Origin of the sequence: Lactococcus sp. LG1267 (assembly GCF_017309545.1) — a bacterium.
Lineage (GTDB): Bacteria > Bacillota > Bacilli > Lactobacillales > Streptococcaceae > Lactococcus > Lactococcus petauri.
In genome coordinates, this window is record NZ_CP071295.1 from 1,352,066 (window position 1) to 1,369,616 (window position 17,551).

Here is a 17,551-nt window from a genome sequence, read left to right on the forward strand (position 1 = left end):
AACATTTCAAAACAAAAGACGTCTTGTAGGGTGTGTTATAATAGAAAAGATAGATTTAAAAAACAGAAAGATAATAATGGCAAAAATATCAGATTTAATTATTAATACACCAGAAAAAAACGAAGTTGAAGGCGTTTTTCATAAGCATCCGAAGGGATTTGGCTTTGTGAACCCGCTTGATGCGATTGACAAGAGTAATGACATTTTCATCTCACCAAAATTCACCAAATCAGCAATGGATGGAGATACAGTCCTTGTTCGTGTGCTTCATCAAAAAAATGCTAAACGTGGTGCAGATGGACAGATAATCAAAATCACAAAACGTTCAGTGACGGAAACTGTTGGGAGCTATCAAAGCTTATCTAGCCGTCAAAGCAAACTTACAGGCTACAAAGGCACGATTCAACTCTACAATGATAAAATCACAGATCCTTTATACATCAAGCAACCGCTGCCTGAAGTACAAGAAGGTGATGTTGTCCGTGTCAAAGTAACGCAACATCCTGATGAAAATAAAGCATTTGAAGGTCAAATGTTAGAAATTATCGGACACAAGGATGATGTGGGGATTGATATTTTGGAAGTGCTTTGCGCTATGAAAATTCCGCAAGAATTTACAGCAGAAACAATGGCTCAGACCGAAGCAATCCCAGAAGAATTAACGGAAGAAGATTTTGCAGGGCGTGACGATTATCGCTCAGAAATCACTTATACGATTGATGGCGAAGATTCTAAAGACTTGGATGATGCCATTCATGTTAAGAAGTTAGACAACGGAAATTATGAACTGGGTGTTCATATCGCTGACGTTTCTCACTATGTCACTGACGGTTCACCTTTGGATGAGGAAGCTTTTGCACGTGCTACATCTGTCTATGTTACCGATCGTGTCGTGCCAATGTTACCTGTTAAGCTGTCCAATAATCTTTGTTCACTAAATGAAGCGCAAGAGCGGTTGACGATGTCCTGTGTGATGGAAATCAATAATTCCGGTAAAATTATCAATTATAAGATTGGTCCGTCTGTGATTAAGACAACTTATCGTATGACTTATTCAACAGTAAACAAGATGCTCAATAAAGGGCAAGAAGGACATCGCGAAAGTCTAGAGCAATTCCCTAAAATTGTGGATTCTGTCGCTATCGCTGGGGAACTTCACGCGCTACTCGAAGAGATGCGTCATCAACGTGGCATGATCGAATTTGACGAAAGTGAAGCAAAAGTTATCTTGGATGAAAAAGGACATGCGATTGATGTTGTGAAACGTGAACGTGGTACAGCAGAACGTATGATTGAATCCTTCATGTTGGCAGCCAACGAAACGGTTGCCCTTGATTTCCAAAAGAAAAAATTGCCGTCACTTTACCGCGTACATGACAAGCCGAAAGAAAAAGCATTTGCTAAATTAATGGAAAAGGCTGCTGATGCGGGCTTTAGCTTGAGTTCAAACTCTCATGAAGCTGTAAATTACTTTGCGGAAGAGATTAAAGGAACAGCTTTTGAAAAAACACTAACGTATCAATTACGCCACACGATGTCGACAGCTCTGTATTCAGAAAAAAATACACAGCACTATGGATTAGCTGCGACAGACTACACCCACTTTACCAGTCCGATTCGTCGTTATCCGGACTTGATCGTGCACCGTTTACTTCATCTTTATCCAAAAGATCACTCAAACCGTACGAAAGAAGAATGGAAAGAACGTTTACCTGAAATCGCTAAACAGTCTTCTGATATGGAACATCGCGCAGTTGTGACGGAACGAATCGTGGATGCTATGAAAAAAGCGGAGTACATGCAAGATCATATCGGTGAAGTTTACTCAGCAACCGTAACTGGTGTTCAAAAATTTGGCCTCTTCATGGAACTTGATAATACGGTTCAAGGTTTGATTCGTACGGTCAATCTTCACACAGGTGTTGAAGAAGCCATTGAATTCGATGAAGAAGAAGATATCTTCAAAGGTAAAAAATCTGAGAAAACTTATCGTATGGGGGATGTCCTAAAAATTCGTGTCATTTCAGCCAATAAACGTAAGGGAACCGTTGATTTTGAAGAAATTATTGAAGAATAATAAAAAAAGTTCTATCCTTCAAGATAGAGCTTATTTTTCTTAATATAATCGATAACAGATTGAGGCATGAGGTAAACTGGCTCGATTCCATCTTTAAACATCTTACGTAAAGAAGTACTGGAAGCAAAAGAAAGAGGTAAGTCCACCCATTGGACAGGATAAAGACTTTCAATAGCTTCAGTTGAACGTTGAACAGCAACAAACTGAACCAAGTCAAGTAAGGCATCAATCTTGTACCATTTCGGAAGATATTCCACCATATCGCTACCAATGATAAAATAAAAATCAGTATCTGGATAAGCTTGAGTGAGGTGCTTCATCGTGTCATAGGTGTAAGATTTCCCACCACGTGCAACTTCTCCCAACTCAAGTGATAAACGTGGACTATCTGCAATCGCCAGCTCCAGCATTTTCACACGATGCTCAGCCGAGATTGTTTTTTTCTCATCAATATGGGGAGGAAGAGCCTCGGGCATGAGCCAAACTTTATCTAATTCAAGACGTTGAGCGACCTGATCAGCCATCATCAGATGGGTAAAGTGGACCGGGTTAAAGTTACCGCCCAAAATTCCGATTTTATTTCTTTTTGCTTGTTCCATTAGTGGATATATAGCTCCTTTTTAATTCTTTTCATATTATACCAGAAAAGCCCACTTTCATCAGTCACATGAGCATTTTCAAATAAGAAAATAATAATTTATTGAGTTTAAACTCATGAAGAATTTAAGAAGCATTGAGATAATTTCAACATGAAGATAGAAATGTCCCTGAATATTTGTAAATAAAGGTGATGACAATACAATTTACCGTCAAATTTTGTTAAAATAGAGTTAGAATATAATTTGTCACTCATAAAAGGAGTCACCATGTCACTATATCCAGACGATAGTTTAACTTTACATACAGATCTTTACCAAATAAATATGATGCAGACCTATTGGGAGCTTGGACGTCATAATCGCAATTCTGTTTTTGAAGTCTTTTTCCGTTCAATGCCTTTTGAAAACGGCTATGCTATTTTTGCAGGTCTGGAACGCATGGTTAACTACTTGAACAATCTAAGATTTACCGAAACAGATATTTCTTATCTCCGTGATTTAGATTATCCTGAGGATTTTTTGGACTATCTGGCACAGCTTCGCTTTACAGGTACAGTCCGCTCTGTCCAAGAAGGAGAACTCGTTTTTGCCAACGAACCTTTGGTTCAGATAGAAGGACCGCTGGCTGAATGTCAGCTTATCGAAACGGCTGTCCTCAATATCATTAATTTCCAAACACTGATTGCAACCAAGGCATCACGCATCAAGTCTGTGATTGGTGATGATCCTTTGCTTGAGTTTGGTACACGCCGTGCCCAAGAAATGGACGCTGCTATTTGGGGGACACGTGCGGCCTATATTGGTGGTGCAGATGCCACAAGTAATGTGCGTGCGGCTAAGATTTTTGGCATTAAACCAAGCGGAACACATGCTCATGCTTTAGTTCAGAGCTATGGCAACGATTATGAAGCTTTTAAAGCTTATGCACAGACACATAAAGATTGTGTTTTCCTTGTGGATACATATGATACTTTGAACATTGGTGTTCCGGCAGCTATTCGTGTGGCACGTGAATTTGGTGACAAAATTAATTTCCAAGGTGTCCGCATTGACTCTGGAGATATGGCCTATATCTCGAAAAAAGTACGTAAGCAGCTGGATGAAGCTGGCTTTACTGATGCCAAAATCTATGCTTCAAATGACTTGGACGAGTCAACAATTTTGAACTTGAAAATGCAGAGAGCGAAGATTGATGTTTGGGGTGTAGGTACCAAGCTCATCACGGCTTATGATCAGCCTGCGCTTGGTGCTGTCTACAAGCTCGTCTCAATGGAGGATGATCAGGGCGAAATGCAAGACACCATCAAACTGTCGAGCAACGCAGAGAAAGTTTCCACGCCTGGGAAAAAGCAAATCTGGCGTATCACAAGAGAAAGTGACGGTAAGTCTGAAGGAGATTATATTACTTTTGACGGTGAAAGACCAGACCAGAGTGAGGAAATCTATATGTTCCATCCCGTGCATACCTTTATTAATAAAAATGTACGTGACTTTACTGCTAAACCCCTACTTAAAGAAATTTTTGTCAAAGGCCAGCAAGTTTATCCTTTGCCTACCTTAGAAGAAATCAAAACTTTTGCTGAAGCCAACTTGACCGAACTTTGGGATGAATATAAGCGCAACCTCAATCCCCAACCATATCCCGTTGACTTATCACAAGAATTATGGAACCATAAGATGCGTTTGATTAGTCAAGTACGCACCAAGGTTTCTGGAATGAAATTGGATTGATACTATGAGAATAAAAAATATTGAATTAGGACATGCTGAAGCATTTGGTCAGCTCCAAATGGAAATTTTTCAAGAAAATAACTTTATGCTGGTTGAACCGGACGAACATAAAACTAAACTTCATGAATTAGCTAATCAAGTTGCCTCAACGGACTTTTTGATGGGTGCCGACAATGATCAAGGCGAATTAGTTGCCTTCTTAGCTGCCTATCGTGGCACTTACCGTCGCAATAGACATTGTGCTAAAATTGTCATTGCTGTGCTTAAGGATTATCGTCGTCAAGGGATTGCGAGCCGGCTCTTTGCAGCTTTAGAAGAATGGGCACGTAAAGAAGGAGTTTCACGTTTAGAACTCACGGTGGCAATGAACAACAGTGCAGCTATTTCATGTTATAAAACAAACGGTTTTGTGATTGAAGGAGTACGTAGCCAATCTCTTAAAATCAATGATGAATGGGTTGATGAATTTTATATGGCTAAAATTTTGGAGTGAATATGTCTTTACAAGAAAAAATTATCAAAGAACTAGGTGTTAAACCAACAATCGATGCACAAGAAGAAATCCGTAAATCAGTGGATTTCCTCAAAGACTACTTAAAGAAATATCCGTTTATTAAAACCTATGTTTTAGGAATTTCTGGAGGGCAAGATTCAACATTGGCTGGCCGCTTAGCACAGATTGCCATGGAAGAAATGCGTGCAGAAACGGGAAACGAAGCTTATACATTTGTAGCTATTCGTCTGCCTTATGGTACACAAGCAGATGAAGAGGATGCGCAAAGAGCACTGGACTTTATTAAACCAGATAAAAGTTTAGTTGTGAATATCAAAGAAGCTGTTGATGCTCAAGTTGCGGCTTTAGAAGCGACTGGTGTGGAGATTTCTGACTTTAACAAAGGAAATATCAAAGCCCGTCAACGCATGATTAGTCAATATGGGATTGCTGGAGGGATGCAAGGTGCTGTTTTGGGAACAGACCATGCAGCTGAAAATATTACTGGCTTTTATACGAAATTTGGTGATGGTGGCGCTGATCTGTTGCCGCTTTTCCGTCTCAATAAACGTCAAGGTAAGATGTTGCTCGCTGCTTTGGGTGCCGAACCTTCTCTTTATGAAAAAGTTCCAACAGCAGACTTGGAAGATGGTAAGCCCGGTTTGGCAGATGAAGTTGCTTTGGGCGTGACTTATGAGGATATCGACAACTATACAGAAGGACGATCAATCAGCCCCGAGGCACAAGAAAAAATCGAAAATTGGTATCTTAAAACGGAACACAAACGTCACTTACCTATTACCGTTTTTGATGATTTTTGGAAATAATATATAAGAAGACGTGAGCGATTAAGCTGGCGTTTTTTTATACGTAAATCAATAAAATGAGGGTTGAGAGTATGGTATAATAGAGTAATACAAACGCTTACAGGAGGGATATTATGTCCTATATTGAGATAAAAGATGAATCAAAAATATATCAATCCGGTGGAGAGAAAATCTATGCCAATGATCACGTAAACTTTGCAATTGAGAAAGGAGAACTAGCAGTTATCCTAGGAACGTCAGGTGCGGGTAAGTCCACAATCTTAAATATTTTAGGCGGCATGGATTCGAGTGATGAAGGGCAAGTGATAATTGATGGTGTAAATATTGCGGAGCTGTCTGCTAAAGAACTGATTACTTACCGTAGACGTGATGTTGGTTTTGTTTTTCAATTTTATAACTTGATTAATAATTTGACGACCAAGGAAAATGTCGAATTAGCTTCAGAGATTGTCGAAAATGCGCTTGATCCTGTAGAAGTTCTTCAAAATGTCGGCTTGGGTCATCGCTTGGATAATTTTCCCTCACAACTTTCGGGGGGAGAACAACAACGTGTGGCTATTGCGCGTGCTATCGCTAAGAATCCCAAAATCCTTCTCTGTGATGAACCAACCGGAGCATTAGACTATCAAACAGGCAAGCATGTACTGAAAATACTGCAAGACATGTCGCGCGTTCAGGGTGCAACAGTGATTATTGTGACCCATAATGCTGCCATTAGTCAAATTGCGGACCGTATCATTCATGTCCATGATGGTCGGGTCAAGGAGATTACAGTCAACGACAGTCCGGCAGATATCGAAACGATTGAGTGGTGATTCGATGAAAACAAAAATCCTCAATAAAAATATAAGACGGTCGATTACTGGATCCTTTGGACGTTTCATGTCTATTTTCTCCCTCATGGCTTTAGGGGTCTTTGCCTTTGTCGGTTTAAAAATGTCTGGGCCAAATATGAGGGCAACGGCTGAGGAATTCTATGCGCGGCATCACTTGGCAGATTTGAGTGTTACCTCAACGATGGGTTTAAATGCATCGGACCAAGCGCTTATTCGCCAGGCAGATGGACTCAAAACGGTGGATTTTGGCTATTTTCGTGATGTTTTGCTGCCCGATAAGAAAACTTCCTTGCGTATTTTCTCGCAAGCAGACAACCTTTCGACTTATGAGCTCATTGCAGGAAAAATGCCCCAAAAAAGCAATGAAATTGCCCTTGATTTTCTCTATCAAGACAAGTACAAGCTTGGTGATACAATCCGCGTAACCGAAGAAAAAAATGAGAGATCATATCTTCTAAAAAACCATGAGTTTAAGCTGGTCGGTTTTGTCAAATCAAGTGAATTTGTTGATAAAAGTCTATACGGTCCGACCAATATAGGAACGGGACAGCTTAACGGCTATGCCGTTGTTCCTCCTGAAGCTTTTCAGTCAAATGTGTATATGATTGCACGCTTGAGTTTCAAAACCATGCAAGGCCTTAGTCCATATGATCCACAATTTACGGAACGCTCAGACTATTACCAACAAAAGCTTAAAAATCTTTTGGAAGGACAACCTGAAAAGCGTTTAGCGGAGATAAGAAAAGAGCCACTAGCCCAGCTAAAACAAGCCCAAGATAAACTGAAAGCAGAAGAAATAAAACTGCAAGAATCACAGAATGCGCTTAATCAACAAAAAGCTCTAGCTGGTGAAAATCCTCAACTCCAAGCCCTGCAGGAAAGTTTGAATACAGGTAAAGCAAAACTTGTAGAAAGTAAAACTCAACTGCAAGAACAGAGAGATAAACTAGCAGCGCTTGAAGCTCCAGAATATACCGTAAATAATCGAAAAGAAGGAAACCCGGGCTATCAAACCTTTGTTGATAATTCCACTCGTATCGATGCCCTTTCAAACATTTTTCCCGTCGTGCTCTTTGCGATCGCCGTTCTTGTCAGTTTAACGACGATGACACGTTTCGTGGAAGAAGAACGAGGCAATATGGGCTTACTTAAAGCCTTGGGTTACACCAATGCTCAAATTCGGAAAAAATTTATCGTATATGGAGCTGTTTCAGCCTGTGCCGGTGCAACTGTAGGTGTTATTTTAGGTCATGTTGTGCTTCCTCATGTGGTATTTAACGCTTATTCGGCTTCCTCTACATTTTCAGGATTGATTTTGACTTTCTCACCTTTCTGGACGCTTGTTTCCTTTGTTATTGCGCTTGCCTGTACCGTTTTGCCCGCTTATTTGGTGGCTCAATCTGAGTTGCGTGGCGCACCAGCAGCACTTTTCTTAGCCAAACCACCTAAAGCAGGTTCGCGTATTTTCTTGGAGAGAATCAAGCCGATTTGGAATCGTATGAGCTTTACTTATAAAGTGACAGCACGTAACCTTTTCCGTTACAAACAGCGAATGTTGATGACTATTGTTGGGGTTGCGGGGTGTACAGCACTTCTTGTTATGGGCTTTGGTATCCGTGATTCTATCTCAGGGCTGAGTCAACGGCAGTTTGGTGAAATTTTACACTACAATATGCTTGCGGTTTCTCAGGATAACTTGAATAAACAGGAGCAAGATGAACTTGACCAGTTTTTACAGTCAGACAATATTAAGTCTTACGCTCCAGTTCACTTTGAACAACTGCATCAAACGATTAACGATAATCGTCAGGATATTAGTTTAATGGTTCCGGAGAAGGAAGAAAACTTTAAGCAGTTTGTAACACTGCGTAATCGTGTAAGTCAGGAGAAACTGGCATTACCAAAAGATGGTGCAGTAATAAGTGAAAAACTGGCAGAACTGCTTGGAGCAAAAATTGGACAGACCATTTCGCTAAAAAACGATCAGGATAAAACAGTAAAAATAAAAGTTGCAGGTATTACCGAGATGTATATGGGGCACTATATTTTTATGAATCAAAACCAGTATAAAGCGCTGTTTGAAACACCGATAAGGGCAAATGCGCATCTCTTGAAGCTTCGAGATACATCAAGGGCTAAAAGTCAAGCAGCTGCGGCAGACTTTATGCGAAATGCTGGGGCGCTCACTGTATCGCAAAATAGTGATTTACAAAATACAATTGACGCCTTTTTACACGGTATTAACAGTGTCATGTTTGTGCTTATTGGCTGTGCTATTCTATTGGCTATCGTTGTTATTTACAATCTAACCAATATCAACGTTTCTGAGCGAATTCGAGAGTTGTCAACGATTAAAGTACTGGGCTTCTATGATCGTGAAGTGACACTTTACATTTATCGTGAGACGATTTTACTGAGCTTTATGGGTATATTAGCTGGCTTTGGCTTAGGGTCTTACTTCCATCATGTGATTATTACCATGTTACCGACCGACATGATTATGTTTAATCCTAATCTGTTATGGAGTAACCTGTTGCTCTCAACACTCATTACCCTAGCCACAACTTTAGGCTTAAGTATTGTCGTCCATCTGAAACTCAAAAATGTCGATATGCTGGGTGCATTAAAGTCTGTGGATTAAAAAAACTGTAGATTTATTCTACAGTTTTTTAGTTTAATGTTCGTAATGTTCAACTTTACGTTTGGCATCCGTGATTTGTTGTCCTTTTTCTTCGTGGGCGAGAATTTCCTCGAAGGCTGGAAGTTCCAAGTCTTGCCCGTATTTTTGATACAAGGCAGTTGTGACGAGACGATAGGCCAAGCGTGCATTGCGCGAAAGGATGGGACCGTGGAAGTAAGTACCAAATGTATTTTTATAGTGGAGCCCTTCGGTGTCATCGTCGGGATTGTTCCCGCCACCATAAACCACTTTACCCAAAGCTTTTTCGCCTTCACCAAGATAGGTAATTCCCGAGTGATTTTCAAAACCATAATATGTTTCACCAAATTCTTCGTTATGAATTTGAATATCGCCAATAAAACGGTCATTGCCAAGGTTTTTGGTGTAGTGCGGCAAGATACCAGTACAGTCAATCTTGTTGCCAGCAGCATTGATATAGTACTGACCTAACATTTGATAGCCGCCACAGATGGCAAGCATAGGCTTTTCAGCCTCAATATAGGATTTGAGTGGTGATGTGATATTTTTGAAGCTGTCCGCAATGATTTCCTGTTCATAATCTTGACCACCGCCCCAGAAGACAAGGTCATAAAAATCTTGATCAAAACTATCTTCAAGGGAAACGATATCAAAAGTCATTTCAGCGCCTAATTTTTCGCCAACATACTTAAGCATGAGTATGTTACCGTTATCGCCATAAGTATTCATCAAGTCTCCATAAAGATGGGCAACATGAAGGTTGTATTTAGGATTTTCTAAATTTGATGTTAAAGAAGTATAAACCATTAGTGCATCTCCTTTCCAATCATCTTGTTTTGTGCAAGCAACTCACGCATTTCTAACATTGCAGTGTAGGTTGCTAGGATATAGATGTGCTGATCTGCTTCATTTTTGAGGGCATCAAGGATTTGGGGTAGCGACTCAAGTTCATGAATTTTGCTTTCGTCAAATCCAGAAACACGATAACGACGAGCCATTTCACTATGGCGGACACCACCAACAAAGATTTGGTCAATATCCATGTCATGGACCAGCTCAAAGTTAGCATCCCAAATCCAGCTTGTGTCAATACCGTCAGCATAGTTGGCATTGAGCAAGCTAACCAAGGTAAATGGATAATCAGCAAGTTTCATCATTTCCAGGGCCTGGTTTGCTCCAACAGGATTTTTAACCAGGACAATAGTAGCGGATTTATCGCCAATCTTAAAGGTTTCTTGACGGCCAAAGACGGCTTTAGATTGTTCGAAACCTGCCTTGATAGTTTCAGCAGGTACACCGTAAAATTCAGCGACAGAAACAGCAGCAAGAGCGTTGTAGATATTGTAGAGCCCACCCACGTTGATTTTATAAGAATGATTATCAATGACAAACTGAGAAGAAGTATTGGTAATTTCTGTGAGCTCAGAAACACGATAATCCAGCTCAGGACGTTTGAAACCGCAGTTTTGGCAGATGTAATCGCCAAGGTTAGCATAAGTATTGAGCTTATAATCTAAGATATGATGGCATTCCGGACAAACAACCCCTTCAGTATTATAATGCGCACGTTCAGGCGCATGACTTTCATGGTCAAAACCATAATACTTGACAGGATTTACCAAAGTCCGTGAATGGAAGAGCGGGCTATCACCATTGAGAAGAACAGTGGCTTCAGGTGCATTAGCGGCTCCCTTGACGATAAAGTCATAAGTTGTATAAATCTCTCCGTAACGGTCCATTTGGTCGCGGAAAATATTTGTGAAAACAAAAAGTGAAGGCTTGATATATTCGGTGATTTTTGGCAGTGATGCTTCATCAATCTCCAGAACAGCAAAGCCTTTTTTCCCTTTTTTAACCTTAGGCGCTGTCAAGAAAGTAGCAGTAATCCCGGTAATCATATTGGCACCAGAAGTATTTGTGACAACTTTTCCAAAAGCTTTTTCGAGTATACCGACAGTGAGCGCTGTGGTCAAAGTTTTACCATTGGTCCCTGTCACAACGATAATTTCATAATCTTTTGTTAATGTAGCTAAAATTTCAGGATCAAATTTTAAAGCAATCTTACCAGGCAACGTACTTCCACGCTTAAAGATTTTCTCTAAAACTAAGCGTGAACTCTTTCCTGCTAAAGTTGCGAATGAAGTTTTCATAGTCATAAATGATATTATACCATAGATTGCGGTGTTGAGGAGGATAAACTTCTCATTGGAAAAGATATTTTTTTGCTGATAAACAAGGTAATAAGAAGTTGTGTAGGGTGTTCTAACTTCATCAGATTTTTCGTTTTTCTTGCTCTTAGGAGAGCACTGTATTATAATAAATATAAAGAAAAGGACTTGCGCTAACAAGACCCATGCAGCCGTATTAAGAACGGTAGCAAGATTTATGTTAAAATAACGTCTGCCCTGCTAAAGTTGGACGTTATTTTTTATCGTTTTTATTAACCACTGTAATCATCAATAACGCAAATGCGATCATCAATGAAAGTGTTTTATATATCGACAAAAATTGTCGCCTTTCATTTTTGTGAGGCCAGCTCACGATAAAGCTACCATGTTATAGTATAATTACAACAAAAAAAGCTCTTGGACATTGCCAAGAGCGGGGTGTAGGAGTTTTGAGAGTTCCTCCTCTTAGTATAATATAAAAACCATAAAAATGAAAGACCTAAATTTCACTGTTATTAAACTACAAGCAAGACATCTTCAAAATATGATAAAATAAAAGCATGAAAAATGCGACTGAAATCTTACAAAAGATGAATCCTAATCAAAAGGTAAATTATGATCGGGTTTATCAAAAAATGCGTGAAAGCTGGGAGGCTGAAGGTCTTCGGCCCAAAATTTTGCTTCATTCCTGTTGTGCACCCTGTTCAACTTATAGTTTAGAATATCTTTGTCAAAATGCTGATGTGACAATTTATTTTTCGAACTCGAATATTCATCCTCGTGCCGAGTACGAAAGGCGTGAGAAAGTGCAGGCTAATTTTGTTCAAGACTTTAATGTAAAAACAGGAAATAAAGTTCAGTTTATTGCGGCACCTTATGAACCCAATAAATTTATGCAGATGGTCAATTTGCATCAGCTCGCAGAAGAACCTGAAGGTGGTTCGCGTTGCACAGCTTGTTTTCAAATGCGTTTAGATATTGTCGCAGAGAAAGCTCAAGAGTTAGGTTATGATTATTTTGGTTCGGCACTCACGCTCAGCCCCAAAAAGAACGGCCAACTCATAAATGAAATAGGCTTAGATATGCAAAAAATCTATGCTGTCCAATACTTGCCTAGTGACTTTAAGAAAAACAATGGCTGGAAACGTTCCGTAGAGATGTGCAAAGAATACGATATTTACCGCCAATGCTATTGTGGCTGTGTCTTTGCAGCACGTCAACAAGGAATTGACCTCAAAGAAATTAATAGAAGTGCTGTAAAATTTATAAATAAAGTAGGCGACAAAAAATAAAGAACATGCTATAATTGTTGCATGGTTAAAAGTTTTATAAATAAAATGAGTGCAATTTTTCAGCATGGTTCTTTTAACACCCTGTATGGTGGCTTTTATGAAGGGACCATAACTGCTGGAGAAGCTTTAAAATATGGACAAATTGGTATTGGTACCTTAGATGGTGCTGATGGAGAAGTTATTATTCTTGATGGCACTGCCTATCACGGAAATTCTGAAAATCAGGTTCGCATAGTTAAACCAGATGAAACTTTACCGTATGTTGCAGTGATTGATCACCAACCCTTTGCGACTTATAAAGTTAATGGACTGACGATGCAAACCTTGCATGATCTGACAGAGAAATTCCCAACACGGAACACAGCTTACAGTCTAAAAATGACTGGACACTTTGAGTCGGTGGAAATTAGCTCTAAACCTGCAAAGAATACGAAAAATTATTTGGAAATTCTGGCTGAACAGCCTCATTTTACTGAAAAAAATATTTCGGGAACGATTGTTGGTATCTGGTCGCCTAAATTTTTAGAAGATCTGTATGGTGATGGTGCTCATCTACACTTTTTAAGTGACGACAAGACTTTTGGCGGTCACTTGACTGAATTCTTATCTGGACAAATTACCATTGAAGTTGGTCAAGTGGGGGAAATGAAACAGGAATTTCCTCAAGAAAATGAAAATTTCAAGGCTATGCGCTTTGAGTAATAATAGATAAAAACTACCTAAAAAGGGTAGTTTTTTTGTCGTTAAAATTCCTATGTGAAATAAATCGTAAAGTTTATCTTGAGCTGAGGTAAATTCCCACAAATAAATATAATTATGTTGCAAGATAAATTATAAAATAAAGAAGTGAGTTTATTCAAGGTGGATTCACATAATCTTATAAAAATTTATAGAGGAGATGTTTATTATGAAAAAAGCATTTTTAGCAACGATGGGTATGGGAATCTTGGCTAGCATGACGATGGCTTCAGCTACTACAGGATTCGCGGATGAAGCAGAGGCAAAAGATTCTACTGCTAACTTCACGATTACCGCTAAAGATCCAGGAAATCCAACGGATCCAGATAATGGCACGTTAACATTGAAAGAAGTACCAAGCTTCAACTATGGTGTTCTTGAAGCCAGCTCAATTTACTCAGGTTTCACTGGAAAAGCAGCTCAAGCTGAAGGAAAAGTTTTAGTTAGCGATACACGTTTGGGTACATCAGACTGGACATTGACAGCTAATATGGATAAATTTACAAATTCTAAAACTTCATTGGAAGGTGCAGCTTTAGACCTTTCAGCGGTCGGTACTTTAGGAGAAGATTTTACAGGTGTGATTAAAGATGACAAGAGCCCTGTAGAACTTGCAAAAGGTAATGGTTCGCATGGTAAAGATGAATTCCTTATTTCTGCAGAAAATGCTAAATTATCTTTGGGCGCAAATCCAAAGGCAAACTTGGCAGCTGATGATGCTTTTGAAACAACAATCAACTGGAACTTGAGTTCTTCACAACCCGTCGCTCCAACTGCATAATCTTTGTTGTCGGATAAATGAAAATGTATAAGCAAGTACGGGCAAAACTTAAGATTTGTCGGTTCTTGCTTTTATTTTTTAGTGGAGGTTGAAAAGCATGAAATTTATAAAAGGATTGGGCTGCTTTGCCATACTGCTATTCACCTTATTTTTACCTGTGAATGCACATGCGGAAGAGGGCGCAGGTTTTACCGTCACCCCAGTACTTGGAAAGGGTCAAACTGATCCAGCTGCAGGCTATTTCTCAATTAAGGGTGAACAAAATGAAAGTTATCCAGTAACGGTAGCTGTTCAGAATTTGACAGAAAATGAAAATCAAGATTTTGATGTTCAGCTTGTCCAAGCAACGACAAGTAATAATGGCCATATTGATTATACTCCCAGCTCCAAAAAAATGATAGCAGGTGGTCTTTCCCTCAAGGATTTGGTAGAGGAGAAAAAGGCGACTCAAAAAGTAACAGTTGCTGCTGGGCAGACAAAGAATATTACTTTTAATCTTAAGCTACCTCAAGATAATATAAAAGGTACTGTTTTAGGCAGTGTCTATGTTCGCAAAGTACCGAAAGAAACAGCAAAGTCTAAAGGTGTAGGTGTTCGTAATGCCTTTGCAATGACAATTCCTGTCATAATATCGGAAGATTTCAATAAAAAAATTACGCCGAAACTGGCGTTGACGAACGCACAGATGAAGTCGGATACAGGAGTGCCTAAAGTTGTAGGTGAGGTTAGTAACCAAGCTCCAAGCATGTTTGGGCAAATAAAAGTAGAGGCATGGGTGACTGAAAAGGGAAAAACGGACAAGCTTTATCAGTCACAATCAGAAAAATATGAGATGGCCCCCTATTCTTCATTTGAATATACAATAGATACCAATAATCATCTCTTAAAACCGGGGAAATATACCTATCATATGCTGATGAAGTCGGGTGATAAAAGCTTTGATATGGCACGTGACTTTACAGTTGATAGTAAAAGTAGAGAAACCGTCAACAGCAAGCTGCTTGAGGGAGAAAAATCAAATACAAAGCTTTGGTGGATCATAGCTGCAGTAGTTGGTAGCAGTATTATTATTTTCCTCGTGGCTTATGGGCTAGGAAAAAGAAAGGGCGATACTGATGATGAAGATGAATAATAGCAAACTAAAAGTTAGTTTAGCACTCTTAGGTCTCTCTTGTCTGACGAATCTTTTCCTTATACAGCCAGTGAGCGCTAATATGATGCAAAGTAAGATTGGTTTTACTGTTCATCAGGATGTAAGAGATGCTGGTGTTTTGCCACCTGAAATTCCTCAAAATGGACAGTTGGTCCATTACGATCTCTTGCCATCTACAGGAAGTACTCAAGAATATTCTTTAATCTTGTTTGGCTGTATGCTATTGTTGTTTGTTGCTGTCTTTTTCTTGGCTCGTATATATGTAGAGAAAGGAAAACTTCAATGAAAAAAATAAATATAGGGTTAATATTGCTTTTTCTCTTGCTACATGCTGCAAGCCCAGCAGTTTATGCCTTGGACAGTGATGTGGAAGCACAGCCTTCATCTAGTGCAACAAATGATAAGGATAGTACCTCAAGTCTGCAAGAGTCAGAACTTGAAACACCAACATCGGATACAGATCAAACTATTGAGTCTGAAAACAGAGGAGATCAAACATCTGAAGAGGCAGCTCCAATAGAAAAAGAAGCACCGAGAACATCTGAGGTACCGGAGCAAGAAAAATCTATCGAAGATAAACCTCAATCTGAAAAAGCAACTTCAGTTGCTGGCCTATCATCAGATGCAAGCTATACCGATTTGCCAGGTGCCCATGAACCAGATCGTAATGGCCTTTATTTACTCTTTCCACTACGCACAGGGATTCTTTCACAGCCCCAAGAAGAGCAGTATATTGTTGAAGGTACAACTGCTGATTTAAGTATTAAAACTACATCATGGGTGACTTCTTTGGGTAAGGTTAAAGTCAAAGTAAATGCTTGGCAGGAACAAGACGATGGAAGTTGGCTAAATATGGGAAGTATTGGTGAATTTTCGGATAGAAGTGGGATACTTGGCTCAACAAAGCAAAGCATTGACATCCCTGTAACCAAGATGCAAGCTGGGAATTATTATTTTCAGCTAGAAACAAGGCTCAATACCCTGCCAATAATTGGGAGCATCTCTGCTATGACCTATTACTCGCAACTTGCTAAAGTCACGGTGAAAGATAAACCAGTTGCAGCTAGTGGTATTTCCATTACGACTCCGAATGTGGTGTTTGAAAAAGCGACTTATTCTGCAAAGGCTGTGACAACACCACGTGATGCGACGGGTAAAATTACTTGGAATAGTTCTTTAAAGGGAATTAATTTCCTCAAAACAGAGGGACGCAGTGTTGAATTTGATGCTGGGGATCAGCTTGATGAAGTAAACACTGATGTGCAAGCGCCGGGTATCCCTTTCACGATATCTGCAGGAATTAGAAATGATGATGGAACAACGCCAACAGATAATAAGACAATCTATCTCGGTGGTTTAGCAGCTAAAAATGTTGCAGAAGATAGTGGTATGAGCTGGGAACTTGATGGACAAGGTTTAGCAGATTTGAACAAATCGGTTGAAAGTGCCGAAGTATGGAGTTATGAATGGAAATACATAGAAGGGAAGACTTCTAAAGCTTTCTCTGAAACTCAAGGGGTCAAAAACTATAAAGGTACAGTAAGCGATTTGACCAGTCTCAATGATGCAGATCACATCCTTTCTTTTGCTCAAGACAGTGCCTTTATGAAAACTGCACGGGAAGCGACAGAAAATGGGAAACCTTTTGCAGGTCAAGTCACTTTTTCAACAACGATTGATACAGGCGACGGCAAAAAGGAAACAGTTACTCTTTCTTCAAATAAGGCTCAACTTCTGGTTAATAAAGCGACAGGAAAGCTTCTTTTACAGCAAGTACCAAACTTTGATTTTGGTAAATTGCCTGCCAGTTATATCTATGATGGAACAAAAGATAGAGAGCCCACTGCACAAGATCATCTTGAAATTGTGGACAGTAGAGCAAAAGGTGGCTGGCGACTTTCTGCAAAGATGAGTCGTTTCCAAAGTAACAATAATCATAGACTGAAATTTAATAGTCAACTTACAATGTCCACTTATCCCTTTGAGATAAATCTTAAAGATGATGATACAGATAATTACATTGTAGATTCGGTAAGCAGTGAAGCTTTTGATTTAACCGGGCAGTTGCTCTTACAACCTGATCCGCTAGCCGATCTGAGTGCAGGAGAGACTTTTAGCAGTACGATAACTTGGAATCTTGTATCGACCACTAAGAGTACACCACCAGCATAAAGTTATAATAAATATAAAAACAGCG

General features: G+C 39.5%; 16 protein-coding genes. 12 read left to right on the plus strand and 4 right to left on the minus strand.

What is annotated here, in order from left to right; translation table 11 throughout:
* Positions 1-76 precede the first annotated feature (76 nt).
* Positions 77-2,077, plus strand: a complete 2,001-nt coding sequence (rnr, locus tag J0J33_RS06650) for a ribonuclease R (protein ID WP_207781148.1) — start codon at positions 77-79, stop codon at positions 2,075-2,077.
* A gap of 11 nt (positions 2,078-2,088) precedes the next feature.
* Here rnr and J0J33_RS06655 read toward each other — a convergent pair whose 3' ends face one another.
* Positions 2,089-2,676 (minus strand): nicotinate-nucleotide adenylyltransferase, encoded by a 588-nt coding sequence (locus J0J33_RS06655; RefSeq protein ID WP_019292561.1) that lies wholly within the window; start codon positions 2,674-2,676, stop codon positions 2,089-2,091.
* A gap of 267 nt (positions 2,677-2,943) precedes the next feature.
* On the opposite strand from J0J33_RS06655, the gene J0J33_RS06660 reads away from it, so the two are divergent.
* The 5 genes from J0J33_RS06660 to J0J33_RS06680 all read left to right on the plus strand — a co-directional run bounded on the left by J0J33_RS06660 (position 2,944) and on the right by J0J33_RS06680 (position 9,204).
* Positions 2,944-4,407 carry a nicotinate phosphoribosyltransferase gene (locus J0J33_RS06660; RefSeq protein WP_019293534.1) on the plus strand — a complete coding sequence of 488 codons (1,464 nt, stop codon included), beginning with the start codon at positions 2,944-2,946 and terminating at the stop codon, positions 4,405-4,407.
* Between the two features lie 4 nt (positions 4,408-4,411).
* On the plus strand, positions 4,412-4,900 hold the full coding sequence (locus J0J33_RS06665) for a GNAT family N-acetyltransferase (protein WP_019292563.1): 489 nt from the start codon (positions 4,412-4,414) through the stop codon (positions 4,898-4,900).
* 2 nt (positions 4,901-4,902) lie between these two features.
* Complete coding sequence (gene nadE / locus J0J33_RS06670; protein WP_064305306.1) at positions 4,903-5,727, plus strand: ammonia-dependent NAD(+) synthetase; 825 nt, start codon at positions 4,903-4,905, stop codon at positions 5,725-5,727.
* 113 nt (positions 5,728-5,840) lie between these two features.
* Complete coding sequence (locus J0J33_RS06675; protein WP_117517989.1) at positions 5,841-6,542, plus strand: ABC transporter ATP-binding protein; 702 nt, start codon at positions 5,841-5,843, stop codon at positions 6,540-6,542.
* Between the two features lie 4 nt (positions 6,543-6,546).
* Positions 6,547-9,204, plus strand: coding sequence for an FtsX-like permease family protein (locus J0J33_RS06680; RefSeq protein WP_206888895.1), 2,658 nt, complete (start codon positions 6,547-6,549; stop codon positions 9,202-9,204).
* Positions 9,205-9,237: 33 nt separating this feature from the next.
* Here the strand turns inward: J0J33_RS06680 and gatD are convergent, their stop codons facing one another.
* The 3 genes from gatD to J0J33_RS10950 form a co-directional block, all read right to left on the minus strand.
* Positions 9,238-10,029 (minus strand): lipid II isoglutaminyl synthase subunit GatD, encoded by a 792-nt coding sequence (gatD, locus tag J0J33_RS06685; RefSeq protein ID WP_206888898.1) that lies wholly within the window; start codon positions 10,027-10,029, stop codon positions 9,238-9,240.
* Positions 10,029-11,378 carry a lipid II isoglutaminyl synthase subunit MurT gene (murT, locus tag J0J33_RS06690; protein WP_191672959.1) on the minus strand — a complete coding sequence of 450 codons (1,350 nt, stop codon included), beginning with the start codon at positions 11,376-11,378 and terminating at the stop codon, positions 10,029-10,031. Before murT ends, gatD begins: the two co-directional genes overlap by 1 nt.
* 265 nt (positions 11,379-11,643) lie before the next feature.
* Complete coding sequence (locus J0J33_RS10950; RefSeq protein WP_230315958.1) at positions 11,644-11,700, minus strand: hypothetical protein; 57 nt, start codon at positions 11,698-11,700, stop codon at positions 11,644-11,646.
* A gap of 250 nt (positions 11,701-11,950) precedes the next feature.
* On the opposite strand from J0J33_RS10950, the gene J0J33_RS06695 reads away from it, so the two are divergent.
* The 6 genes from J0J33_RS06695 (at position 11,951) to J0J33_RS06720 (ending at position 17,526) form a co-directional block, all read left to right on the plus strand.
* Positions 11,951-12,682 carry an epoxyqueuosine reductase QueH gene (locus J0J33_RS06695; RefSeq protein ID WP_206888901.1) on the plus strand — a complete coding sequence of 244 codons (732 nt, stop codon included), beginning with the start codon at positions 11,951-11,953 and terminating at the stop codon, positions 12,680-12,682.
* Positions 12,683-12,703: 21 nt separating this feature from the next.
* The gene (locus J0J33_RS06700) at positions 12,704-13,384 is read left to right on the plus strand and encodes an acetolactate decarboxylase (RefSeq protein WP_019292570.1); all 681 of its coding nucleotides are present in this window, start codon (positions 12,704-12,706) and stop codon (positions 13,382-13,384) included.
* 205 nt (positions 13,385-13,589) lie between these two features.
* Complete coding sequence (locus J0J33_RS06705; protein ID WP_086582504.1) at positions 13,590-14,201, plus strand: WxL domain-containing protein; 612 nt, start codon at positions 13,590-13,592, stop codon at positions 14,199-14,201.
* 97 nt (positions 14,202-14,298) lie between these two features.
* Positions 14,299-15,333, plus strand: a complete 1,035-nt coding sequence (locus tag J0J33_RS06710) for a DUF916 and DUF3324 domain-containing protein (protein ID WP_206888904.1) — start codon at positions 14,299-14,301, stop codon at positions 15,331-15,333.
* The gene (locus tag J0J33_RS06715) at positions 15,326-15,640 is read left to right on the plus strand and encodes an LPXTG cell wall anchor domain-containing protein (RefSeq protein WP_165719667.1); all 315 of its coding nucleotides are present in this window, start codon (positions 15,326-15,328) and stop codon (positions 15,638-15,640) included. The genes J0J33_RS06710 and J0J33_RS06715 overlap by 8 nt, the downstream gene beginning before the upstream one ends.
* The gene (locus tag J0J33_RS06720; RefSeq protein WP_206921630.1) at positions 15,637-17,526 is read left to right on the plus strand and encodes a WxL domain-containing protein; all 1,890 of its coding nucleotides are present in this window, start codon (positions 15,637-15,639) and stop codon (positions 17,524-17,526) included. Before J0J33_RS06715 ends, J0J33_RS06720 begins: the two co-directional genes overlap by 4 nt.
* Positions 17,527-17,551 lie beyond the last annotated feature (25 nt).